The 22,953-nt window shown below is 69.0% G+C and carries 21 protein-coding genes; 3 read left to right on the forward strand and 18 right to left on the reverse strand.

The genetic code is table 11. From position 1 onward, the window contains the following. Window positions 1–5: 5 nt before the first annotated feature. The 15 genes from AC1RAA_RS23775 to gspG all read right to left on the reverse strand — a co-directional run bounded on the left by AC1RAA_RS23775 (window position 6) and on the right by gspG (window position 16,685). A complete protein-coding gene (locus AC1RAA_RS23775; protein WP_492732251.1) occupies window positions 6–2,225 on the reverse strand; it encodes a phosphocholine-specific phospholipase C in 2,220 nt (739 codons plus the stop codon). A gap of 32 nt (window positions 2,226–2,257) precedes the next feature. Beyond that, window positions 2,258–2,434, reverse strand: a complete 177-nt coding sequence (locus AC1RAA_RS23780) for a hypothetical protein (protein ID WP_492732142.1) — start codon at window positions 2,432–2,434, stop codon at window positions 2,258–2,260. A 50-nt stretch (window positions 2,435–2,484) separates the two neighbouring features. Further along, window positions 2,485–4,542, reverse strand: a complete 2,058-nt coding sequence (locus AC1RAA_RS23785; RefSeq protein ID WP_492732140.1) for a LamG-like jellyroll fold domain-containing protein — start codon at window positions 4,540–4,542, stop codon at window positions 2,485–2,487. 456 nt (window positions 4,543–4,998) lie between these two features. Next, complete coding sequence (locus AC1RAA_RS23790; protein ID WP_070060017.1) at window positions 4,999–5,898, reverse strand: 5'-nucleotidase; 900 nt, start codon at window positions 5,896–5,898, stop codon at window positions 4,999–5,001. Window positions 5,899–5,920: 22 nt separating this feature from the next. Next, window positions 5,921–7,165, reverse strand: coding sequence for a type II secretion system inner membrane protein GspF (gene gspF, locus AC1RAA_RS23795; protein ID WP_159278472.1), 1,245 nt, complete (start codon window positions 7,163–7,165; stop codon window positions 5,921–5,923). A gap of 9 nt (window positions 7,166–7,174) precedes the next feature. Next, the gene (locus tag AC1RAA_RS23800) at window positions 7,175–8,566 is read right to left on the reverse strand and encodes a GspE/PulE family protein (protein ID WP_062472610.1); all 1,392 of its coding nucleotides are present in this window, start codon (window positions 8,564–8,566) and stop codon (window positions 7,175–7,177) included. 27 nt (window positions 8,567–8,593) lie between these two features. Next, window positions 8,594–10,927, reverse strand: coding sequence for a type II secretion system secretin GspD (gspD, locus tag AC1RAA_RS23805; RefSeq protein ID WP_492732138.1), 2,334 nt, complete (start codon window positions 10,925–10,927; stop codon window positions 8,594–8,596). A 7-nt stretch (window positions 10,928–10,934) separates the two neighbouring features. Further along, window positions 10,935–11,738 (reverse strand): type II secretion system protein N, encoded by an 804-nt coding sequence (gene gspN, locus AC1RAA_RS23810; RefSeq protein WP_492732136.1) that lies wholly within the window; start codon window positions 11,736–11,738, stop codon window positions 10,935–10,937. A 22-nt stretch (window positions 11,739–11,760) separates the two neighbouring features. Continuing rightward, the gene (locus AC1RAA_RS23815; protein ID WP_062472615.1) at window positions 11,761–12,312 is read right to left on the reverse strand and encodes a type II secretion system protein M; all 552 of its coding nucleotides are present in this window, start codon (window positions 12,310–12,312) and stop codon (window positions 11,761–11,763) included. After that, window positions 12,309–13,520: a type II secretion system protein GspL gene (gene gspL / locus AC1RAA_RS23820; RefSeq protein ID WP_095743709.1), complete on the reverse strand. Its 1,212-nt coding sequence runs from the start codon at window positions 13,518–13,520 to the stop codon at window positions 12,309–12,311. The genes AC1RAA_RS23815 and gspL overlap by 4 nt, the downstream gene beginning before the upstream one ends. A 131-nt stretch (window positions 13,521–13,651) precedes the next feature. Continuing rightward, window positions 13,652–14,698, reverse strand: a complete 1,047-nt coding sequence (gene gspK / locus AC1RAA_RS23825; RefSeq protein ID WP_492732133.1) for a type II secretion system minor pseudopilin GspK — start codon at window positions 14,696–14,698, stop codon at window positions 13,652–13,654. Next, complete coding sequence (locus AC1RAA_RS23830) at window positions 14,695–15,387, reverse strand: PulJ/GspJ family protein (protein WP_159278467.1); 693 nt, start codon at window positions 15,385–15,387, stop codon at window positions 14,695–14,697. Before AC1RAA_RS23830 ends, gspK begins: the two co-directional genes overlap by 4 nt. Then, a complete protein-coding gene (gspI, locus tag AC1RAA_RS23835; protein WP_070060011.1) occupies window positions 15,387–15,767 on the reverse strand; it encodes a type II secretion system minor pseudopilin GspI in 381 nt (126 codons plus the stop codon). Before gspI ends, AC1RAA_RS23830 begins: the two co-directional genes overlap by 1 nt. After that, the gene (locus tag AC1RAA_RS23840; protein ID WP_070060010.1) at window positions 15,764–16,270 is read right to left on the reverse strand and encodes a prepilin-type N-terminal cleavage/methylation domain-containing protein; all 507 of its coding nucleotides are present in this window, start codon (window positions 16,268–16,270) and stop codon (window positions 15,764–15,766) included. Before AC1RAA_RS23840 ends, gspI begins: the two co-directional genes overlap by 4 nt. Then, the gene (gene gspG, locus AC1RAA_RS23845) at window positions 16,245–16,685 is read right to left on the reverse strand and encodes a type II secretion system major pseudopilin GspG (protein ID WP_056573020.1); all 441 of its coding nucleotides are present in this window, start codon (window positions 16,683–16,685) and stop codon (window positions 16,245–16,247) included. The genes AC1RAA_RS23840 and gspG overlap by 26 nt, the downstream gene beginning before the upstream one ends. Before the next feature lie 50 nt (window positions 16,686–16,735). Between gspG and AC1RAA_RS23850 the strand changes: the two genes are divergently transcribed. Continuing rightward, window positions 16,736–17,368, forward strand: coding sequence for a type II secretion system protein N (locus AC1RAA_RS23850; protein ID WP_492732130.1), 633 nt, complete (start codon window positions 16,736–16,738; stop codon window positions 17,366–17,368). A gap of 37 nt (window positions 17,369–17,405) precedes the next feature. Here the strand turns inward: AC1RAA_RS23850 and ilvA are convergent, their stop codons facing one another. Further along, the gene (gene ilvA / locus AC1RAA_RS23855) at window positions 17,406–18,971 is read right to left on the reverse strand and encodes a threonine ammonia-lyase, biosynthetic (protein ID WP_253252430.1); all 1,566 of its coding nucleotides are present in this window, start codon (window positions 18,969–18,971) and stop codon (window positions 17,406–17,408) included. 73 nt (window positions 18,972–19,044) lie between these two features. On the opposite strand from ilvA, the gene AC1RAA_RS23860 reads away from it, so the two are divergent. Continuing rightward, window positions 19,045–20,175 (forward strand): site-specific integrase, encoded by a 1,131-nt coding sequence (locus tag AC1RAA_RS23860; protein ID WP_159278464.1) that lies wholly within the window; start codon window positions 19,045–19,047, stop codon window positions 20,173–20,175. Window positions 20,176–20,269: 94 nt separating this feature from the next. Here AC1RAA_RS23860 and AC1RAA_RS23865 read toward each other — a convergent pair whose 3' ends face one another. Next, window positions 20,270–21,550 carry a porin gene (locus AC1RAA_RS23865; RefSeq protein ID WP_492732249.1) on the reverse strand — a complete coding sequence of 427 codons (1,281 nt, stop codon included), beginning with the start codon at window positions 21,548–21,550 and terminating at the stop codon, window positions 20,270–20,272. Window positions 21,551–21,822: 272 nt separating this feature from the next. On the opposite strand from AC1RAA_RS23865, the gene AC1RAA_RS23870 reads away from it, so the two are divergent. Continuing rightward, entirely contained in the window at window positions 21,823–22,272 is a 450-nt protein-coding gene (locus AC1RAA_RS23870; protein WP_062472691.1) for an OsmC family protein, read from the forward strand. Between the two features lie 27 nt (window positions 22,273–22,299). Here the strand turns inward: AC1RAA_RS23870 and coq7 are convergent, their stop codons facing one another. Then, window positions 22,300–22,929, reverse strand: a complete 630-nt coding sequence (gene coq7 / locus AC1RAA_RS23875) for a 2-polyprenyl-3-methyl-6-methoxy-1,4-benzoquinone monooxygenase (RefSeq protein ID WP_492732127.1) — start codon at window positions 22,927–22,929, stop codon at window positions 22,300–22,302. Window positions 22,930–22,953 lie beyond the last annotated feature (24 nt).

The raw sequence follows: 22,953 nt of genomic DNA on the forward strand, positions 1-22,953 counted from the left end.
TGGCCTCAGGCGGCGGCCGTGCCCATGGCCGGGTCACTCACCGAATGCCGGCCGGTTTCCACGCGGCCCGCGAAGCGGCGGTAGTAGCTGGTGTCGGCGTCGCAGGTCACTTCGAAGTCGTACCAGGCGCCGCTGGCGGCCAGGTCCCAGTGCTGCTCGGCCGAGGTGCCGCCGGCCACGGTCGCGGTCCAGGGGCCGTCGGTGCGGTAGGCCCGGGGGCGCACGGTGAACTTGCAGGCGTTGCGACCGCCGTTGAGCATCTGCAGGTAGACATTGCCGTTGGCGATGTCGTAGCACACGCGCACTTCGGGGTTGGGCGCATCGCCGGCGCGCAGGCTGTTCAGGTCGCCGCGGAAATGGCGGTGGAAGCCGTTGGGGCCGAGCACCCACAGGTCGTAGAAGCCCGTGTTGTCGAGCATCGCGTTCCAGGTGTCGTCCAGCGTCTTGCCGGCCTCGACCATGTAGCGGCGCGGCAGGCGTTCCAGGTTGAGCTTGTCGTACACATGGAACACGGCGGCGGCCTTGCCGGTGTTGGCGAACAGCAGCCGCACCTTGCCGCTGGTGGCGTCGTTGCGCGCGCTCACGTGCAGCTCGTAGGGCAGGGCGCGCGAAGGGCGCGTGCCGGTGGCCTGGCGTGGCAGTTGGGGCGTGGCGGGCATGGGCACCTGCGCCTGGGCTTCCTGCGCCGCGCGCTTGTCGTTCGCCTGCGTCTTGGTCGTGCGGCCGGCCAGCGTGGGCAGCGCCTCGCTGTTGGGCGTGGCGAAGTTGAAGGCGCTCGTCAGGTCGCCGCACACCGCGCGGCGGAACGCGCTGATGTTGGGCTCTTTCACGCCGAAGCGCGCCTCGATGAAGCGGATCACCGAGGTGTGGTCGAAGGCCTGCGAGTTGACCCAGCCGCCGCGGCTCCAGGGCGAGATCACGTACATCGGCACGCGCACGCCGGGGCCGTACACGCGGCCGTCGGGCGTGGGTTGGCGGGTGGTGCCCGGCGGCTTGGGGTGCGTGAAGCGCTCGAAGGCAATGTCGGCTTCGGGCAGCGTCGTCTTGCCCGCGGCCGAGCCGTCGGGGTTGAGCGAGGGCGCGGCCGGCGACGGGTAGTGGTCGAAGTAGCCGTCGTTCTCGTCGAAGTTGATGAGCAGCACGGTCTTGCTCCACACCTCGGGCACGGCGGTGAGGGCATCGAGCGTTTCCTGGATGTACCAGCCGCCTTCCACCGGGCTCGACGGTCCGGGGTGCTCCGAGTAGGTGGCGGGCGCGATGATCCACGACACCTGCGGCAGCTTGCCGTTCTTCACGTCGTTGCGGAAGGCGTTCAGGTACTCGTCCACGTTGGCGCCGGGCATCGTGTTGGCGATGCCCTTGTACAGCGGGTTGCCGGCGTCGTCGCTGGCCGGGTCGTAGGCCGGCACCGGGCCGGTGTTCTTGATCGGCTTGCCCGAGGCCTCGCTGGCCTGGCGGTACTGCTTGAAGCCGACCAGCGGGTTGTCGCCGAAGTTGTCGCGCATGTTTTCATACACGATCCAGCTGACGCCGGCGGCCTGCAGGCGCTCGGGGAAGGTCTTCCACTCGTAGCCGGTGGTCGAGGGCGGCGTGTAGCTGTCGTCCCACTCGTTGGTGACCGAGGCCACGTTCGCACCCGTGGGGCCGTTGGTGCCGGTCCAGTGGAACATGCGGTTCGAGTTGGTGCCGGTGTGCATGCTGCAGTGGTAGCCGTCGCACAGCGTGAAGGCGTTGGCCAGCGCGAACTGGTACGGCAGTTCGGCCTGCTCGAGGTAGCCCATGGCCTGGGTGTACGGCGCGGTGCCGGTCTTCTTGTACCTGACCCATTGGTACGCGCGGCCGCCGTCCCAGGCGTTCTGGCCGTCGTTCCAGTCGTGCGGTGTGCCGGCGACGCGCTGTGCGTTGCCCTTGGTCTGGTCCAGGTGGTAGGGCAGCACGGGCGTGCCCGTCTCGTCGGCCTGCTGCCAGACGTTGCGACCGCCCGGCAGCGGAATCGTGAAGCGGTCGCCGAAGCCGCGCACGCCCATGAGCGTGCCGAAGTAGTGGTCGAACGAACGGTTCTCCTGCATCAGGATGACGATGTGCTCGACGTCCTTGATGGTGCCGGTCTTGTTGTTGGCCGGAATGGCCAGGGCGCGGCGGATGCTCGGCGGGAAGGCCGAGAGGGCGAGGGCGGCCGCGCCGGTGGTGGCGGTGCCCGTGAGGAATTTGCGGCGTGAATTCATGGTCTTGTCGTGGGATGTCATGACGTCGCCTGTCACGGTGCGCAGCGCATTTCGGGCTTCACGCCGGGTTCGGGCTGGGGCTGCGGTGGCGGCGTGATGATGGGCGGAATGCCGCCACCGCCGTTGTCGCTGCCGCCGCAGGCGGACAGCGTGCAGACCAGGAGGAAGGCGGCCAGCAGGCGCGCGGGGAGGGAAGCTTGGAGCAGCATGGGGTGATCCTCTCTTTGTGATGTCGTGGAGTTCGGGGTGATCGGAGTAATCAGGGCGCCAGTGCCGACAGCGGCTGGCCCGAGGTGTAGATGGCCGTGAGCTCTTCGGCGGTGAGCGCGCGGTTCCAGATCGCGAAGTCGTTGAAGTCCATCGCGCCGCGCGGCGAGGCCGACCAGCGCTGGTAGTACAGGCCGGTGGCGTCTTCGTTCAGGGCGATGCCCTTGCCCAGGCCGCCGAGTGCGGCGACCAGCGCATTCGAGAGCGCGACGCTGCCGGTCTGCGTGCCCTTCACGGGGTCGAACACATAGCCGCTCATGTTCTTGCCGGCCTTGTCGACGACCATCGCCACGTAGGCCCAGCGGCCCGCGCTCAGGAAGTGCTTGCCCTTGATCTCGCCGCGGCCGCTGCCGGTGCCGGTGTTGAAGCGCAGCTCGCAGTTGCTGAACAGGCCGAGCGCCAGGCCGGCGTTGTCGCCGGTGTCGTAGTTCTTGTTGGCGATGACCGAGGCGCCGTTGCTCACGCCCTGGCTGCAGGTGGCGTCGGTGCGCAGCCAGAAGCCGAAGGTGAAGGCGGCCACGGCGGGGGCGGTGGTCACGTCGCGCGTCTGCAGCAGCTTGTAGCCGGCCATGCCGCCCGCGTTCTTCACGCGGCTGTCCACGCGCAACGCCTGCACGCGGTAGGGTGGAAGGAAGTTGTCGTCGGCCACGAGTGAGGCACTGTCCGAATCCGTAGCCATGGGCACGAGCGTCGCGGTCGCGTTGAGGTCCAGCGCGGGCAGCGCGTCGAGCGGGAAGAGGTTGACCAGGCCCACCTTCACGTAGGCGATCTGCGCGGAGACCGAGACGTTGGCGCCACCGGCGGCGACCGTGTACTGGAACGCGTAGAGGCCGTCGGCCGCGGCCTTGACCGGGTCGGTGTAGCGCGTGGCGCCGGCCGGCAGCGTGGCGATGGACTTGCCGTCGCGCAGCACCTGCACCGGGCCGCCGAGGTCGCCCGCGAGGGTCCACGAGAGTTCGATGCTGCTGCGGTCGGCGCTGGTGCGGGCCGCGAGCTGCTGCACGGCGGTGGTGGCCTGCAGGGCCTGGCCGTTGAGGTTGTAGGCCGCAGTCGCGGGCAGCGCGCCGAGGTGGCGCAGCACTGTGGGCGCGATGTCGGTCGCGGCGGCCGACTGGCGCAGCGCGGTGTCGTCGGCCGGCGAGGCGGCGCCGACGGCGGGCAGTGAGGGCAGGGTCTTGTTGCTGGCGATGAAGACGGTCTTGTTGTCGACGTCCTTCAGGCTGGTGACGCCGCCGAAGGCATCGAGGCCATGGCCGGTCGTGAGGATCACGAGCCAGTCTTCCTTCGCGTCGTTGGCCGTGCGTTGCGCGATGCGCGCGAGCAGCTGGCCGACGGCCGTTGCGGTGTCGGAGACGGCGCGCTGGTACGTTTCGCTGCGCAGGCCGTTGGCGGCTGCGGCGGCGGGCGCGCTGTACTGCGCCACGAGCAGGTCGTAGCCCGCGCCGATCAGGCGCGTGGTGTTGGCAGTCACGCAGGCGTCGGCGCCGGCGCAGTCGACGGCAGTGTCGAGCGTGCCGGTTTCCGCGAGCAGAAGGTTCGGATAGAGCGTGTTGGCGGTGACCGATGCGGTGAGGTAGCCCGCGTCCTTCTTCTGCTTCGCGAAGGCGAAGACCGAGGGTGCGAGCTTGGCGTCGATGCGTTGGTCCGCGGTGTCGGCGCGCACTGCATGGCGCGGCACCCAGGTGCCGGTCAGCAGCGTGGCCCAGCCGGGGCCGTCGGTGGCGGGCTGCTCGCTGAGCGCGCCATCGGTGCCGCCGGTCCATGCGGGAGCGAGTTGCAGCGACTGCAGCGCGGCCGGCACCTTCTTCTGTGCGATGGTGTCGCGCAGGACGGCATGCGTGAGCCCGTCGATCTCGACGATCAGCGCCTTGGGGCCGCTCTTGCCTTCGTTGGGCGTGTTGCTCGGGGGCGGCGTCGGGGTGCCGCTGATCGGGGGAAAGGCAACGTCACCGCCGCCTCCACCGCCGCAGGCCGCGAGCGCGGCGGAAATCGCAAGGGGCAACAGCCAGCGCGTGAGAGGCGCGGCGTGCGTGAGGGAGTTCGGACGCATCGAAAAAGCCGTTCGGTTCTTGTTGTCTGTCGAGGGAGGTGAAAGGCCGGCGCGAAAAAAAAAGTGCCACGAAGGCACTGCGCACCGGACAGGCGACAAGACTAGGGAGAACCCGTTACTCGGCAGTGAACGAGCGATGACAGTGGGACGAAACGCGTGTGACAACGCGCTGGTCTTTGAGGTAGCGAGAGAAGGGCTGGGCGCGTGCCCAGGCCACCGGGTACTTCCCTCCGCGAATGTCCCCCGGCCTGCGGCCTCCTCCTTGATTTCGCTGCGGGAAGCACCCAGTGCCCTGGGCACGGGAAGCAGCGCGGGTGTGCGGCCGGTCAACGACCGCACGGCCCATCGATCACGTCGATGGGGTGCCTTGCGCAGCGAAATTAAGGGGGAGGCCGAAGGCCGGAGGACATTCGCGGAGCAAGGTGCCCCGTCGGCGGGATCGCGCCCTGAACGGCGTCAGGGCTCGTTGCTAATGCCGCTCGACACATGCCCCGCAGGCACATGCCGCGAGGCCGCGTCGACGTGACCGGTCTGGTCGTCGAAGAAGAAGTCGGGCTCGAATTCGCGCAGAAACTCGCCCTTGGGCAGGCCGCCGAGGAACATCGCTTCGTCGACGCGGATGTTCCACTTCATGAGCGTGCGGATCGCGCGCTCGTGCGCCGGTGCACTGCGCGCCGTGACCAGTGCGGTGCGGATGCGCATCTGCGCATTGCCCGCCATCTGCAGCCGGTGCAAGGCCATCAGCAGCGGCTTGAACGGGCCTTCGGGCAGGGGCAGGTCGGCCTTGCTGAGTTCGTGCGCCTGGAAGGCATCGAGGCCCTCGGCCTGGAACACGCGCTCGGCCTCGTCGCTGAAGAGCACCGCGTCGCCGTCGAAGGCGATGCGCACTTCGTTCGGCCACGCATCGCTGGCCTTGACCGACTCGACCAGCACGCGCGCGGCGGGGAAGCCTGCGGCGAGTGCCTCGCGCACGTCTTGCGCGTTGACCGACAGGAACAGGTGCGCGCGCAGCGGGCGCAGGTAGCCGAAGGGCGGGCGGCCTTGGGTGAACACGCCGCGCTGCAGCTTGATGTCGGCCGCGGCGCTTGACTTGAAGATGCGCATGCCCGACACCGGATCGTTGCGCGAAAGAATGACTACCTCGACGCGCTGCACGCCGTCTTCGTTGAAGCGCAGCAGCTTGCGGATCAGCGACGACGCGATGCCGGGGGCGGCCGGTTCATCGATGCGGTCGAGCTGCAGCTTCATGTAGCCCTCGTTGTCGCCGGCCTCGAAGATCTTGTTTTCTTCTTCGAGGTTGAACAGGGCCCGCGAGGAGATCGCGACCACGAGTTTGTCTTCGAGCGTTACGGGCATGTGAGGGGCTCCCCGTCCGTCGTCACTTGACGAACTGGTTCAGCTGAATGATAGGCAGCATGACGGCCAGCACGATGAGCATCACCACGCCGCCCATGGCGACGATGAGCAGCGGCTCGAGGATGGTGGCCAAGTGCATCGCGCGGCGCTGCACTTCGGCGCCCAGCTGGTTGGCGGCGCGTTGCAGCATCACGGGCAGCGTGCCGGTCTGCTCGCCCAGGCGCGCGAACATCGACACCAGCCCCGGAAAGCGTTTCTTCTGTGCCAGCGCGGAGGCCAGCGGCGCGCCTTCGCGCACAAGCACCAGCGCGTCGAGCGCGTCGGCGCGCATGGCACGGTTGCCCAGCGTTTCGGAGGCGGCCTGCAGCGCGCGCAGGATCGGCACGCCGGCCGTGGCCAGCATGGCGAGCGTGCTGGCGAAGCGCGCCGCGTTGTAGCCGCGCGCGAGCTTGCCGACCAGCGGCAGCTTGAGCCAGGCGGCATCGAACTTCAGGCGGAAGGCCTCCTGCGCCAGCGCGATGCGCGCACCGATGGCCGCGATCACCACGGCGCCCAGCATCCACCAGCCGTAGTTGCGCACGGCCGCGCTCAGCGACAGCATCACGGTCGTGAGGAAGGGCAGCGAGCGCTTGGTGCCCGCGAACACCTGCGCCACCTGCGGCACCACGTAGCTCACGAGGAAGATCACGATCACGATCGCCACCAGCGTGACGATGGCCGGGTACAGCGCGGCGCCGATCAGCTTCTGCTGCAGCACCTGGCGCTCTTCGAGGTCGTCGGCGAGGCGTTCGAGCACCAGCCCGAGGTTGCCGCTTTGCTCGCCGGCGCCGATCACGGCGGTGTAGATGGGCGAGAACTCGCGCGGGTGCGCCGACAGCGCGCGCGCAAAGGGCGAGCCCGCGTTGACCTCGGCGCGCAGCGAGGCCACGAGGTTGCGCTGCGGTTCCGATTCGGCTTCGTCGGTGAGCGCCGTGAGCGCGCGTTCCAGCGGCAGGCCGGCCGAGATGAGGCCGGCGAGCTGGCGTGTCCACACGGCGAGGTTCGTCGAGTTGAAGACCCGCTTGCCGCCGCCGAGCCAGCGCGTGAGCGTGCTGCCTGCGCTGCCGCCACCGCCGGCCGCATCGCCGCCGCCGACCGGCTTGACCGACAGCGGGATGAGCGCCTGCGCCCGCAGCAGGCCGCGTGCGGCGCGCGCGGTGTCGGCCTCGAGCACGCCTTCGCGCGACTGGCCGCTGGCATCGATGGCTTCGAAGGAATAGGCGGGCATCGCGGGTCGCTACTCGCGGGTGACGCGCAGCAGTTCGGCACGCGAGGTGATGCCGGCCTGCACCAGCCGTTCGCCGTCTTCGCGCATGGAGCGCAGGCCGCCGCGCGCGCCGGCTTCGAACAGCGCGCTCTCGGCGGCCTTGCCGTGGATGAGCGCCTGCACTTCGTCGTCGGCCACGAGCAGCTCGAAGATGCCGGTGCGGCCCTGGTAGCCGGTCTGGCCGCAGGCCTCGCAGCCCGCGCCGCCGCAGGCCGTGCAGACCTTGCGCACGAGGCGCTGCGCCAGAACGCCGAGCAGCGACGAGCTCAGGAGGAAGGGCTCCACGCCCATGTCGGTCAGCCGCGTGACGGCGCTCACTGAATCGTTGGTGTGCAGCGTGGCCAGCACGAGGTGGCCGGTGAGCGAGGCCTGGATGGCGATCTGCGCGGTTTCGAAGTCGCGGATTTCGCCGATCATGATCACGTCGGGGTCCTGCCGCAGGATGGCGCGCAGGGCCTTGGCGAAGGTGAGTTCGATCTTGGCGTTGATCTGCGTCTGGCCCACGCCCGGCAGCTCGTACTCGATCGGGTCTTCCACCGTCATGATGTTGCTGCGGCTCGCGTCGAGCCGGGCCAGCGCGGCGTACAGCGTGGTGGTCTTGCCCGAGCCGGTGGGGCCGGTCACGAGGATGATGCCGTGCGGCTGCGCAATGAGCTTTTCGAAGCGCGCCAGCGAGTCGCCCTGCATGCCGACCGATTCGAGCGTGAGCTTCGATTCGCTCTTGTCCAAGAGGCGCAGCACGGCGCGTTCGCCGTGCGCGCTGGGCAGCGTCGACACCCGCACGTCGACCGCGCGCGTGCCGATGCGCAGGCTGATGCGCCCGTCCTGCGGCAGCCGCTTCTCGGAGATGTCGAGGTCGGCCATGATCTTCAGGCGCGAGATCAGCGCGGCGTGCAGCGCGCGGTTGGGCTGCACCACCTCGCGCAGCGTGCCGTCGATGCGAAAGCGCACCGACGACGTGCGCTCGTAGGGCTCGATGTGGATGTCGCTGGCGCCGTCGCGCGCCGCCTGCGTGAGCAGCGCGTTCAGCATGCGGATGATGGGCGCGTCGCCGGCGCTGGCCAGCAGGTCTTCGACCGCGGGCAGCTCCTGCATCATGCGCGAGAGGTCGGCGTCGTTCTGCACTTCGCTGACCACCGCGGCGGCGCTCGACTCGCCCTGCGCGTAGGCGGCGCTGATGCGCTGCGCGAGCGGGCCGTCGTCGAGCACCTCGAAGGCCTGCACGCCGTACTTGCGGGTCACTTCACCGACCGCGCTGCGTGCCGGATGGGAAGACATCCACAGCGTGTGGCGGCCGTCGTCCGTGGCTTCGAGCAGCAGTTGCTGGCTGCGTGCGAACGCGTAGGGCAGGGGATAGCGCATGGGGGGATGGCGTGTGCGAAACGGGGCTCAGGGCAGCTCGCGCGAGCTGGTCGGGTCGGCGGTGGGCGGCAGCGCGCCGCGCAGCGGGCTGGGCGCGAGCCGGCGGTTGTCGGTGGCGGGGCGCGGCGGCGGGATCAGCTGCGTGCCTTCCATGCGGGTCTCGCTGCCCTTCTTGCCGCTGTCGTTGCTGTTCAGGCGGTTGATGCGCACCAGCGGCGCCTCGGGCAGCACGGGCGCCGAGTCGACACCGCGCAGCATGATGTTGTCGGTGTTGGGCTGCGTGCGCTGCTGCATGCCGCGGATCTCGTCGTAGCGGTCGTAGGCGAAGGCTTCGGTGGAGGCGCCGTCGCGCATCACGGCGGGGCGCAGGAACATCATGAGGTTGCTCTTGTCGCGCGTGCGCACCTCATTCTTGAACAGGTTGCCGAGCACCGGGATGTCGCCGGCCACGGGCACCTTCTCGACGGTATTGCCGTAGTTGTCCGACAGCAGGCCGCCGAGCATCACGAGGCCGCCGTCTTCCACCAGCACGCTCGACTCGATGGAGCGCTTGTTGGTGGTCGGGCCGTTGGGGTCCTTGGCCGTGTTCTGGTCGACCGTGGAGGTCTCCTGGAAGATGGTCATCTTCACGGTGCCGTTCTCGTTGATGGTCGGGCGCACGCGCAGCGTGAGGCCCACGTCCTTGCGCTCCACCGTGGTGAACGGGTTGATGCCGACCGAGCCCGAGGTGCTGGCGTACTGGCCGGTCACGAAGGGCACGTTCTGGCCGATGACGATCTTGGCTTCTTCGTTGTCCAGCGTCAGCAGGTTGGGCGTGGACAGCACGTTGGCGTCGCCGTCGCTGTTGAAGAAGTTGGCGATGGCGCCCAGGATGTACTGGCCGCCGATCTTGCCGGCGATGCCCAGGTTCAGGCCGGTGGAGGGCCGCACGTTGGCCACGTCGCGCGTGGCCAGGGCCTGCGTCAGCGCCAGGATGTTGGCGCTGGCCAGGCTGGAGTTGGTGCCGATGACGGCGTTGTTGCCCAGCGCGCTTTGCCACTGCACGCCGAAGTTGGCGGCCTTCTTGGCGCTGACCTCGACGATGAGCGCCTCGATCATCACCTGCGCGCGGCGCCCGTCGAGCTTGTCGATCACGGCGCGCATCTGGCGGTACTGCGGCTCGGGCGCGGTGATGATGAGCGAGTTGGTGCTCGGGTCGGCCTGGATCTGGCCGCCGGTGGACGGCTGGTTGGCGTTGTTCAGCGGCGCGTTGGCGGCGGCCGAACCGCCGCCCTGGGTGTTGTTGCCGCCGAAGCTGGCCTGCGTCATCGGCATGCTGGCCGGCGGCACCGACGAGCCGGCGCTGCCCGCGGCGCCGGGCGCGCCCGGCACCTGCGACTGCTGCTGGCTCGCGGCCATGGCGGCGCGCAGCGTGGCTGCGAGGCGCACCGCATCGGCGTTCTTCAGGTAGACCACGTAGATGTTGCCGGCCGCGCCGTTGCTGCTTTCGGCCGGCGCACGGTCGAGCTTCTCGACCAGCGTGCGCACGAGTTGCGCGCGCGCGGGGTTGGCAGCGCGAAGAATCAGCGAGTTGCTGCGCGGGTCGGCCATCAGCGTGGTGCGGAACGAGGCGTCGGCCCCGCCCGGTGCGGCGGCGCCCGGCGCACCCGCACCGCCGCCTTCGACCAGCCGCGTGACCAGCGGCACCATGTCGGTGGCCACCGAATGCTTGAGCTGGATCACCTCGATGTCGGACGCGTTGGGCACGTCGAGCGACGCGATGATGCGCGCCAGCCGACGCATGTTGTCGGCGTAGTCGGTGATCACGAGCGAGTTGTTGCCCGGGTTCACGTTGATGGTGTTGTTCGGCGGGATCAGCGGGCGCAGCACCGGCAGCAGGCTGTTGGCCGACTCGTAGTTCAGGCGAAAGATCTGCGTGACGATCTGGTTGCCCGCGGCCGCGCTGGCGCCGCCGATGGAGGTGTTGACGGTGCTGGTCTGCAGCTTGGCGTCGGCCTCGGGCACCACCTTGTAGAGGCCGTCGGCTTCCACCACCGCAAAGCCCTGCAGGCGCAGCGCGGCGGCAAACTGGTTGAAGGCGGCGGCCGGCGCCAGCGGGCGGTCGGTGACCAGGTTCATGGTGCCCTTGACGCGCGGATCGACCACCACGTCGCGCCCCGTGACCACGGCCATGGTGCGGGCCACGGCTTCGATGTCGGCGGCGGCAAAGTTCAGCGTGATCGGTTCGCCGCGCCGCGGGGCGTCGCCGGTCTGCGCATAGGCGGGCGGCAGCACCGGCACGAACGACGCCGCGATCAGCAGGCGCACCGCGAGCGCGACGAGGCCGGGGCGGGCGCCGGACGAGGACAGAGGCTTCTTCATGGTCGGATCAACCCAGGGTGATGATCGAGCGCGCACCGTCGCGCCGCCCGATGATGTTCAACAAATTGGAAAGTGCGTCTTCGCGGCCCGGTGCCGCACTGGCTTCGCCGTTGAAGCGCAACGCGGTGCCGCTCCAGTCGCCGCTGCCGTTCAGTTCGAGGCTGCCTTCGCGCGTGCTCAGCAGCAGCGTGGGGCGCGTGCCGCCTTCGAGCGACAGGCGGTAGCTGCCCATCGGCCGCAAGGTCGACAGGGCGGATGACACATCGGTGGCGTCGAGCGTGGCCTGGCCCTCGATGCGCAATGCGGGGCCGTCCCACTGCATGGCGAAAGCGCGGGTGTTGAGGTCCAGCGCGCCTTCGAGCTTGAGCGTGTTCCAGGGCGCGCCCAGGCCGGTGAGCAGCGTGGCGGGCCAGCGCGAGCGGGCGTCCTGCCAGGCGAGCTGCAGGCCGTTGGCGCGCGGGCTGGCCTGAAGACCAAGGGGCTGCGCCGCGCAGCAGGAAAGATCAAGGCGTGCCGAGAGGCCGCGCCAGTTCGGCCACATGCGCCAGTTCAGCAGGCCGGGCAGCGAGACGGCCTGCGTGCCGCCCGCGCCGCTGGCGAACACGACGGCGGCGGTGCCGTTCCAGACCGTGCCGCGCGGGTTGACCAGCAGCAGGCGGCCCTGCGTCCAGCCCGAGAGTGCCGAGGCGAGCCAGCGCGCCGGTGCGAACAGAACGACCGCGACCAGCATGCCGGTGGCGGCGCCGAGCACGGCCCAGCGCCAGCTGCCGCGGCGCGGCTGGAGGTCGGGGGCCGAAGGACGTCTCGCCATGCCGTGCGGTGCGTGGGGGGCTTCAGCGCGGGGCGGGCAGCGCCATCACGAGCGTGCCGTCCCAGCGGGGTTGCGGAGGTTGGTCGGGCGTGGCGGGCGCGGGCTTGGCGCCTGGCGGCGGCGGTGCGATGGGCGCGCGCGTCAGGTGCACTTCGCGCGGCACGGCGTGGGCATTGCCGCGCGCCTGTGCGAGCCATTGCGCCAGGTTCTGGGCGGGCGCGCCGCGCAGCGTGACGGTGGCGGCGCCGTCGCCACCGGCCGTCATGAGCTGGGCGTTCGTGACGCCCAGGCCGTCGCGCACCGAGCTTTCGAGCGCGCGCAGGGCGTCGTCGCGTGCCAGGCGCGGTTGCGACTGCAGCGCCTTCGCGCGGTTCTGCAAGGTGGCCATCTGCTGGAGCTGGGCGTCGAGCCGCGCGTGTTCGGCCGGTGCCGCGGCCAGCGTGCGCAGCGCGGGGGCGAGCGCGATCCACCAGAGCAAGGCCAGTGCCACCAGCGCGACGGCGCCGATGACGAGGCGGCGCTCGCGCATCCCGAGGACGGCCCAGCGGGCCTTGAGTTGTTCGCTGAAGTTCATCGGTTGGCCTCGGCCTGCACCAGCAGCAGGTCGCCCTCGGTGCGCACCTGGTAGCCGCGCGGCGACAGCGCGGCGGTGATCTGCGTGACCTCCTGCGGCTGCAGCCCGAGGCCGCGCAGGCGCAGCTGGCCGGCGCTGAAGTCGATGGCGCTCGGCGAGCGCCCGGGCGGCAGGGCGGTGGCGATGGCGCCGACCATGGGTTCGAAATCGCTCGGCGCCACGTCGCCCACGGCCTGCTGCAGCGCGGCCACCTCGCGGCCCATCTGCAGCGGCGCGTCGACCACGATCTTCACCGAGGGAAAGGTCTGCGTCAGGATGGCGCGCGTGGCCTGGCGCTTGGACTCGAGCGCGTTGCGCTCCTTCCAGGCCCAGGCGTTCAGGCCGATCAATTGCGTCAGCAACAGCACCACGACGCCCCAGCGTGCGGCGCGCCATTCGGGCGCGAAGCGCAGGGTTTGAAGCACCGAGGCGAACTTCTTGCCGGCGCGCGCGCGGCCCGTCACGGCGAGGTCGAACTGCGCGAGCTCCCACGGCGTGCGCGTGGCGTGCAGCCAGCGCTGCGGCGCCTGCACGATCGGCACGCGGCGCTGCAGCAGGTGCTCGGCGGCTTCGGCCACGGCGGGTTCGGTGGTGATGACGGCGGTGTCCAGCGGCAGGCCGTTCGACAGGGCCAGGCCCGCGCCGGCCAGCGGCAGCGAGACCACGCCGTCGCCGTCGCACACCGTGAGCTGCGGCGCCTCGGGCTCGCCCGTGACCTGCAGCAGCGGCGGCGCGTCGGCCGGCTGCGGCGTGAATTCGGGAACGATGCGCACGACGCGCCGGCCGGCGGCTTCGAGCCCCTGCACGACGCTGCGCAGCCAGATGCGGTTGCAGGCCGCGACCCACACCGGCTCGCCGGCCTTGGCGTCGGGTGCGAGCGCGAAGTGCAGGGCTTCCGGGTCGTCGAGCAGGTGCTCTTCGAGCAGGCCGTCGAGCACGGCGCGCAGCTTCGAGGTGCTGCCCATGCTGCCCTTGGGCAGCGTGACGCGGTGCCACGACAGCGCCGCGGACGGGATGCCGAGCGTGACCTCGGGGCCCGACGGCAACAGCGTCAGCAGCGCGCGGCCCTGGTCGCGCAGGGCGATGCCGTCCTCACCGGCCTGGGCCCAGTCGTACTCGCCCGCGGCATCGGCCGGAGGGAGGGGGGCAAGGAGCAGCAGCGGGGTCATGTCGGGGGGTGTCGGAAAAGCCGGTGATTGTAGGAGGGTGGCTTACAAGTTTTTGCTATTGTTTGAATAGCATATCTTGCAGAGACTACGTGCGTTTGACGGTGTTTTGATCAGAGAAAAGGAAACCGGCGTCAGGGTTTTGCCGGGGGCATGGTGGCGCCCGCGCCACGGGTGCGCCAGACGGTGGTCACGGCCAGGCCCTTGCGAAAGAGCAGCGAATGCTCCTCGACCCAGGTGCGGTCCAGCCGCAGCCGGCCGTACACCTCGAAATACTGCGTGCCCACGCCGTGCTGGGCCGCGTTGAAGCGGGAGCCGCCGCTGGGCAGGCCGGCATTGGCTTCCTCGATGTTCTTGAAGAAGGAGCGGGTGCGTCGCTCCACCAGCTGACGCGCGCTGGCGATGCCCAGCGATTCGACGCTCGCGCTGATGGCCTCGGCGCTGGCCGTGTTGAGGTTGAGCGTGGTGCGCTCCGGCAGGATCGTCACGTAGGGCTCGAGCGCGGCGGCGGTGGCGGGCGAGAGGCCGAGCCACACCAGCTGCGCGACCTCCTGCGGCATCAGCGGGGCGGCGCCGGTGTCGGCGCTGGCATCGCCACCGCCGCTGCTGCCGCCACCGCCGCTACCGCCTGAGGCGGCGTCGGTGCTGCCGGTGTGCAGCGCGCTCGCGAGCCGCGCGGTCATCTGGGTCAGCTCGCCCGCCGGCAGGCCCAGCAGGTTGAAGAGGCGCGTGAAGGTCGCGACGCTGGCCGGCACCGGCTTGCCGGCGTCCACCAGCGACAGCACGTTGAGCTTGGACTGCGCATCGATGATGCGGCCCGACAGGAAGGCGTCGGGCAGGCCTTCGAGGTTGTCGCTGGCCACGTTCTTCTCGGCCGACAGGAAGCTGGTGAGGCGGGCTTCCTCGAGCGGCACGGCCCACGGCTCGCCGAGGTGGTCGGGGCCGCCGGCGCGGCCGTCTTCGCCGAGGATCAGGCGCGACCAGTCGAGCGCGCCGATCAGCACCCAGGCCGCCTGCACGCGCGCGCGCTCGGCGCCTTCGACCTCGGCGGAGCGCCACTGCTGCCAGAGCGCGGCTGCGGAAAAGGTGGCGACCAGCATCACGGTCAGCATGGCGGCGAGCAGCGCGGCGCCGCGCTGGCGGCGTGTGCTGGCCACGCGATGGCGTTGCGGCGCGGTCATGAGCGCGGCCCCCCGAGCGTCGGGCGCACCCAGTCGCGCGTGAGCGTGCCCGAGAGCCCGTCGCCGGGCGGCAGGGTCAGCACCAGCCGCACGCCGTCGGGCATGGCGATGAGCGCGCCGGCCGGGTTGGACGGGTTCGCCGCCGCCACGGGCAGCGGCTCCGCCGGCACCCAGGCGTTGTTGCGGAAGTACGCGAGCTGCCAGCTGTTGACGGGCATCAGCGCCACGTCGGTGGCGCCGCCGGTGGGTGCGGCGCCGTCCTGCGCCCACGCCGCGGCCAGGTTCCAGGCCTGCACCCATTCGCCGCGCGTGGCGAAAGGCGCCGACTGCCAGCGCCGCCAACGCGTGCCGTCCGCGCCGGGGCGCAGCGTCCAGGCGACGACCTGCACGGTCGGCGTGCTGGTGTCGCTGCCGCGGCGCGTCATGCGCAGCACGCGGCCGTCCCAGTCGATCGGGCGGGTCTGCGCGAGCAGGGTGATGGCGTCGAGGTCGGCGCTCCATTGCGCGAGCGTGGCCTGCAGCGTGAGCACCGCGTCGGCGCGCTGCTGGTTCTGCGTGGTGGCGCGCGACATGCTGTCCAGGCCGCGCCAGCTCACCAGCGCGAGCAGCGCCATCACCGCGATGGCGACCAGCAGCTCGATCAGCGTGAAGCCGCGTGCGCGCGGGGGCTTGCGGCTGAGCTTCGTCATCAGACGCGCCCCACCACGGTCGACACGCGCAGCAGCGGTGCGCTGCCTTCGTCGCGCACCTGCACGTCGACGCGCCGGAAATTCGGGTTGAGCGTGGGCACGGTCGTGGTCGTCACCAGGAAGGTGAGGCCGGCCTGCAGGCAGATGGAGCCCGAGTCGCCGACGGCCGGCATCTGCCGCGACAGGCGCGCCTTGGCGAGTTCGTTTTCCGCGCACAGGCCGGCCAGCACGAGGTCGGACTGGCGCTGCGCATTGCGCGTGAGCGACATCGTGGCCTGCGAGCCGGCCGCCAGCGCGAGCGCGACGATGCCCAGCGCGATCAGCACCTCGACCAGCGTGAAGCCATGGCTGGAGCCGGCGCGCCGCAGCCGTTGCGTCATGGCACGGCGAACACGGTGAAGGGCCGCAGCCCGTCGGTCGCGACGCGCAGCACGCGCGCGGGCGGGCCGTCGCTGTGCAGCATGACCTGCTGCGCCGGAATGATGGGGTCGGGCCCGAGTTGCAGCGCCGCCACCGGCGTGTCGCCGCCCAGCATGGGCTGGGCCGTGATGCCTGCGTGGGTCCAGCCGGTGGGCAGCGCGTCGGCGGGCAGGCCGTCGAAGACGAAGCCGCCGCCTTCGACGAGACGCCAGCGCACCATGACGCCGCTGGCGCGCGACTGGGCGCGGGCCGATTCGAGCAGGGCGGCGAGGCGGTCGGCCTCGCGGTCGAGCGCGGCGGCGTTGGTGTCGCGCATCGCGAAGCTCACGCTGGCGGTCGCGATGGCGATGATCGCGATCACCACGATCAGCTCCAGCAGCGTGAAGCCACGCGCTGCGCGAGGCGGTGGCAGCACCACGCGGCCGGGGGCGATGCGCTTACTGCCAGCTGCCGATGTCGGCATTCTTGCCCTCGCCGCCGCTCTGTCCGTCGGCGCCGAAGGAGAGCACGTCGATTTCGCCCTTGATGCCGGGGTTCATGTACTGGTACGGATGGCCCCAGGGGTCGTTGGGCAGCTTCTCGACGTAGGGCTTCCAGTTGGGCGCGGCCGGGCCCGCGGTGGGGCGGGTCAGCAGCGACTGCAGGCCCTGCTCGGCGGTCGGGTAGCGCTGGTTGTCGAGGCGGTAGAGCTTGAGGGCCTGCATCAGGTTGTTGATGTCGGTGCGGGCGGCGGTGACGCGGGCGTCGTCGGCGCGCTCGATCACGTTCGGCACGATCAGCGCAGCGAGCACGCCGATGATGACAAGCACCACCATGAGTTCGATCAGCGTGAAGCCGCGCTGGGCGGTGCGGGAGACGGAACGAAGGAGTTTGTTCATAGCTTGCGGGGACATGAGGCGGTAAGCGCGCTGCATGATAATCCGCGGCCATGACAAGTCCTTACTCCGCAGCCCGCTGGCATGCCCCACTTGCAACGACGGGGCTTTGGGCGTTGGCCGCGGGCGCCGCGGTGTTCTGGGCGCTGCGGCTGGCCTCGCCGGCCGACGCCGTGGCCGCTGCGGCCACGATGCCGCGCGCACCGGTCGCGGCCGATGCCGAGGCGGTGGCCCGGTTGCTGGGTGTGGTCACGGTGACGTCGAACGCCCCCGTGGCGCCGGAGGCCGCGAGCCGCTTCGCGCTGTCGGGCGTGGTGGCGGACCCGTCGAACCAGGGGGCGGCGCTGATCTCGATCGACGGCAAGCCGCCGCGGCCGTTCCGCGTCGGCTCGAAGGTCGGCGAGAGCTATGTGCTGCAGTCGGTGGGCGTGCGCGCGGCGACGCTCGGTGCCCAGCGCGACGGGCCCGCGGCGTTCACGCTGCAGCTGCCGGTGCGTGCGCCGCTGAGCATGGGGCTTCCGACGCCGCCTGGCGGTCTGTCGTCGGTGCAGTCACCTGCGCCAGCCGGGCCGTTGCCGGCCACGATGCCCACGATGGTGATGCCGCCGCCGCAGCAGCAGCAACTTCCCGCCACGGCGGGCGCCGCGATGGAGCCACCGCCGCAGGCGCAGACCCCCGCGCAGTAAGCGCAGCGGTCTTTTTCTTTCTCTTCTCTTCTTTGCTTCAGGCCTGGAGGAACAGGCGGTAGGCCGGGTTGGCCGTTTCCTCGACACAGGGGTAGCCCAGCGTTTCGAGGAAGCTGTCGAAGGCCGCCGACTCCTCGGCCGGCACCTGCAGGCCCACGAGGATGCGCCCGTAGTCGGCGCCCTGGTTGCGGTAATGGAACAGGCTGATGTTCCAGTTCGGCCGCATCAGGCTCAGGAACTTGAGCAGCGCACCCGGACGTTCGGGGAACACGAAGCGCAGCAGGCGCTCGTCGTGCGCCAGCCCCGTGCGGCCGCCCACCAGATGGCGCAGATGCTCCTTGGCGAGTTCGTCGTGCGTGAGGTCGAGCGCGTCGAAGCCGTGCTCGATGAAGACCTTCGCGATGGTGGCCGACTCGCCACGCGCCGAGGTCGTGAGACCGACGAACACGTGGGCCTTGGCGGCATCGCTGATGCGGTAGTTGAACTCGGTCACGTTGCGCGGCGCGCCGCCGGCCGGCAGCTGGCTGATGAGTTCGCAGAAACGGCGGAAGCTGCCGCGCTCTTCGGGGATGGTCACGGCGAACAGCGCCTCGCGCTCCTCGCCGACCTCGGCCCGCTCGGCCACGAAGCGCAGCCGGTCGAAGTTCATGTTGGCGCCGCACAAAATCGCCGCGTAGGTCTCGCCTTGCCGGCCGTGCTCGGCGGCGTACTGCTTGATGGCCGCCACCGCCAGCGCACCGGCCGGCTCGACGATGCTGCGCGTGTCGACGAAGACATCCTTGATCGCGGCGCACACGGCATCGGTGTCGACCGAGATGTAGCTGTCGACCAGGTTCTGCGCGATGCGGAAGGTTTCCTCGCCGACCAGCTTGACGGCCGTGCCATCGGAGAACAGGCCCACGTCGGGCAGGTTCACGCGCTGGTGCGCGGCGACCGATTGCATCATCGCGTCGGAGTCGTTCATCTGGACGCCGATCACCTTGATCTCGGGCCGCACGGCCTTGATGTAGTTGGCCACGCCGGAGATGAGGCCGCCGCCGCCGATCGCCACGAACACCGCGTCGAGCGGGCCCTGGTGCTGGCGCAGGATTTCCATCGCGATGGTGCCCTGGCCCGCGATGACGTCGGGATCGTCGAAGGGATGGACGAAGGTCAGGTTCTGCTGCGTCTGCAATTCGAGCGCATGCAGGTAGGCGTCGGAATAGCTGTCGCCATGCAGCACGATCTCGCCGCCGAAACCACGCACCGCATCGATCTTCAATTGCGGCGTGGTCACGGGCATCACGATCACGGCGCGCGTGCCGAGCTTGCGCGCACCGAGCGCAACGCCTTGCGCGTGATTGCCGGCCGATGCGCAAATCACACCGCTCGCCAATTGCGCTTTGCTCAGGTGCGCCATCTTGTTATAGGCACCGCGCAGTTTGAAACTGAATACGGGTTGCTGGTCCTCGCGCTTGAGCAACACGGTATTGCCAAGTCGCTCGCTGAGCGCGCGCGCCTTCTCCAACGCAGACTCGACGGCCACGTCGTAGACCCGCGCATTGAGGATTTTTCTGAGATAGTCGGCGGGCGTTAACGCCGCAGTAACGGGTGCATTGCGCAAGATCTTTTCCAGGGAGTTTTCATTTGCTAACCATCAATCATAAGAGGCATCGGTATTGCATGCGGGGAATGGCATGGACACAAATGTCATAAACCTATTCCGCAAGGCTCCTGCTGCAAATGATTCCGGTTTTTTTGCGCGCACCTATCCCGCGATTCATACGCCCGCTAATTCACTAACAGTTGGGCAGAATTTGTTATCAGTTTCTGTCAGTGACCTTTCGAAGGGACTGATGCAGGCCGAGGCTGCGCGCGTGCAACGCGGCGAAATCGGACGGCCCACATGGCAGGTCATGGGCAACAGATTGCGTGCGCACATCGTTCCGTTGCTGGGCGATGTGCCGGTGGCTGTGTTCGCGACCGCGGACGTGCAGCGCCTGATCGATCACCTCGGGGAACAAGGCTTTACGAGCACGACGATCGCGCAGTACCTCGTGTTGCTCCGCAAGGTGGTCATGCATGGCGTGCACGTCGGTGCATTGCGCGAGGCCCCCGTGTTCCCGAAGGTCAAGGTGCGCAGCCAGCCGCGCGGCAGCTTCAGCGTGGCGGAGTACCGTGCGCTGATCGCGGCGGCGCGCAGCTTGCGCGGCCATTCGCACCCGGTGCTGGATCGGCTGACGGCCGGCGAACGTTTCTGGATTGCTCGTGAGTTGCTCGTCATGCCCGACGAGCTGCCGTGGCTGATCCGCTGGATGGTCAACACCTTCGTGCGCCCCAGCGACATCAAGCTCATGAAGCACAAGCACATCGAGGTGGTGCGAGGCAAGCATGTCTACCTGCGGATGAACCTGCCGGAGACCAAGCGGCACAGCCAGCCCATCGTGAGCCTGCGACCTGCCGTTCGTGTCTATGAATGCCTGGTCGCGTACCGCGAGACCCATGGTTTCGGCGGGGCGGAAGACTACATCTTCATGCCGCACCTGAAGAACCGCGAGCACGCGCTGGCGGTTCTCAATTTCTTCTTTCACTGGGTGCTCGAAAAGACCGGTCTCGAGAAAGGACCGCTGGGTCAGTCGAGGACGCTGTACTGCTTGCGCCATACGGCCATCACGTTGCGGCTCTTGTATGGACAGGGGATCGACATGCTGACGCTGGCGCGCAATGCACGAACGAGTGTCAACATGGTCGAGCGTTTCTACGCATCGGTGCTGAGCGGAGAAATGAATGTGGGGCTGCTGCAGAGCAGGCGTGGCCGGATGAATTGAGGAAGGACAAAAAGCCGCCCGGCTTGAACCGGGCGGCTTGAGCGTTTGCAGATTCAAACTGGCGTGGGCCAGCATGTGAATCGACAGCGAACGATCAGAAGGCGTGACGGATGCCGAAGTCGTAGCCCGTCGAGGTCTTCGGCGTGAAGCCGTTCCCGGTGCCTTGGAAGCCCGGGCCGCCGACGGTCAGCGATGCGCCGTTCTTGTTGCTCACGCGGGCAACGGTGGCGTACAGGGCCGTGCGCTTCGACAGGTTGTGCACGTAGCCGATGGCCAGCTTGTTGGCCTTCTTGTCGGCGGGCAGCACTTCCCACGGGTTGCGGGCAACCAGGTTCTCGTCGTACTTGACGCTCGAGTATGAAGCGCGGATTAGGCCAGCACCGACCGGCACGGTCACGCCCAGCAGGTAGCCGGTCAGGTCGATGTCCGGACGGCCGCCGAGGTACGGTTCGACTTCGTAGTCAACCTTGTTCTTGGCGCGCGACAGTTCACCGAACAGCTTCACGGGACCGAAGTCGTACGAAGCGCCCAGGTTCAGCGTGTTGACCTTGGTGGTCGTGCCGACGTAGAACTGGTCACCCACGGTGCTGCTGCCATAAGCCAGCGCAACGTCCAGGGGGCCGTTGGCGTAGCCGAAGCGACCGCCGACATAGCGACCGGTGCGCGATGCGTTTTCCGCGAGGGGCGTTGCGGTGCCGGGGCTGTACTTTGTCTTCTCGTGGAAGCCGTACATCACCTGGCCGTAGAAACCACCCAGGTTCGGCGGCAGGAAGTAGCCGATGCTGTTGCCGGCGCGAACGTAGTTGCTGCCACCAGCATCGGGGAGTTGCGGAACGTTCTTGAGGGCATCGGGGAGCTTCTTGCCGTCGGCATAGCCGGTGAAGCCGCCGAATGCGCCATTGGCTGTGTTGACCAGGTTGGAGCCGACGCCATTGGTGCCGAACGGGTCGAACACGGTGTCGTTCCAGAACGTCGGGGTGTAGTCGCGGCCGAGGCGGACTTCACCGAACCCGCCCGACAGGCTCACGGTCGAACGGCGCGTGAATGTCGAGACGCCCGTCTGGCCATCGTCGTTGCTGATCGGGGCTTCGAGCCAGAAGCTGGCGGCCAGGCCACCACCGAGGTCTTCCGTGCCACGGAAGCCCAGGCGGCTGGAGTTGTAGCCCGAGTGGGCCAGTTCACGGCGGCTCGCCTTGATGCTGCCACGGTTCAGGTAGAACGGGTTGTAGATGGGGAAGCCCAGCCTGTCGTACGTGACGCCATTGCCCAGGTCCCGCGAGGTGGACGAGTAGCCGCTGATCGACGCGTCGACCACACCAAACAGCGTGACGGACGACTGAGCCGAGGCAACACCGGCAACAGCCAGGGCAGCCAGAGCAGCTGCCCTTTCGCAGTGGACGGCTAGAGCGGCGCGGCCATCGGGGCGCACAAAGAAAAAAGCCCCGAGTCTTGCGACTCGGGGCTAAATCCACCAATTGGAAGGGTGGAGGAGACAACTGGGTGCGCACCATGAAGTGCGCAGCAATGAAATAGAGTATACCCACCCTTTGTTGCGATGCAACAAGCAGGCGATGCTTTTCCCACACACAAGTTGATGTTTGGTGCGCATTTTTCCGCACGAATTCATCCCAATTGGAGCTGAACACCATGGAATGCACAGTAAGTTGGACCGGTGACGCAGGCACCCGATCGGCCATGGGCTTCGTGGCCGAGACCGGCAGCGGCCATGTCCTGATGATGGACGGCGCCCCGGATGCGGCCAAGCCCGAGAACGGCGGCCAGAACCTGGCGGCGCGGCCGATGGAAACCGTGCTCGCGGGCACGGGCGGTTGCACCGCCTACGACGTGGTGCTCATATTGAAGAGGGGGCGCCATCGCGTCGAGCGCTGCAGCGTCAAGCTGACCAGCGAGCGCGCCGAGAAGGATCCCAAGGTCTTCACGAAGATCCACATGCACTTCACCGTGGCGGGCAAGGGCATTCCGGCCACCGCTGTGGAGCGGGCGATCGCTCTCAGCCACGAAACCTACTGCTCCGCCAGCATCATGTTGGCGAAGACGGCGGAAATCACGACCAGCTTCGACCTGATCGAGACCTGAAGCGCCGGGCGGCGGCGCCCCGGGGCCTCAAATCCGGTGTGCGACGGTCGTCATGACCCGCGATGCCAGACGCATCAGGGCCTTGGCCGGGGCCGGCAGTTCCGCGGCGCCAGCGTCGACGGCTTGCGTGGCATGGCGGGCCTCGTCAATCTTCATCTGCTCGACCACGGCGCGGGACGCGTGATCGGTCGACGGCAGGCGGTCCAGGTGGCTTTCGAGGTGCGCTTCCACCTGCCGTTCGGTTTCGGCAACAAAACCGAGGCTCAAGGGGTCGCCCAAGCGTCCGGCAATCAGGCCGAGACCGAAGGCACCTGCATACCAGAGTGGGTTCAGGAGGGACGGGCGGGCGCTCAGGTCGTCCAGCCGCTGCCGTGTCCAGGCCAGGTGATCGGTTTCCTCATGCGCTGCTTCCAGGAAGTGCGCGCGCAGCGCCGGGTCCCGCGCCACGGCGGCCTGGGCGGTGTACAGCGCCTGTGCACAGACTTCGCCGACATGGTTCACGCGCATCAGCGCACCGGCCTCGCGGCGCTCCGACTCGCTCAATTCACCTTGCGGCTGGATCGCGGGCGGAAGCGCCCGGGTGGCGTGAGATCGGGCAAAAAGCGTGCGCAAAGCCGCATCGGCGGCAGTCAGGGCGGGGTCGAGCAGGGCGGTCATGGGTCTATTTGACCGCACCTGTCC

It is taken from the genome of Variovorax sp. GW823-FHT04F07, from assembly GCF_058795995.1.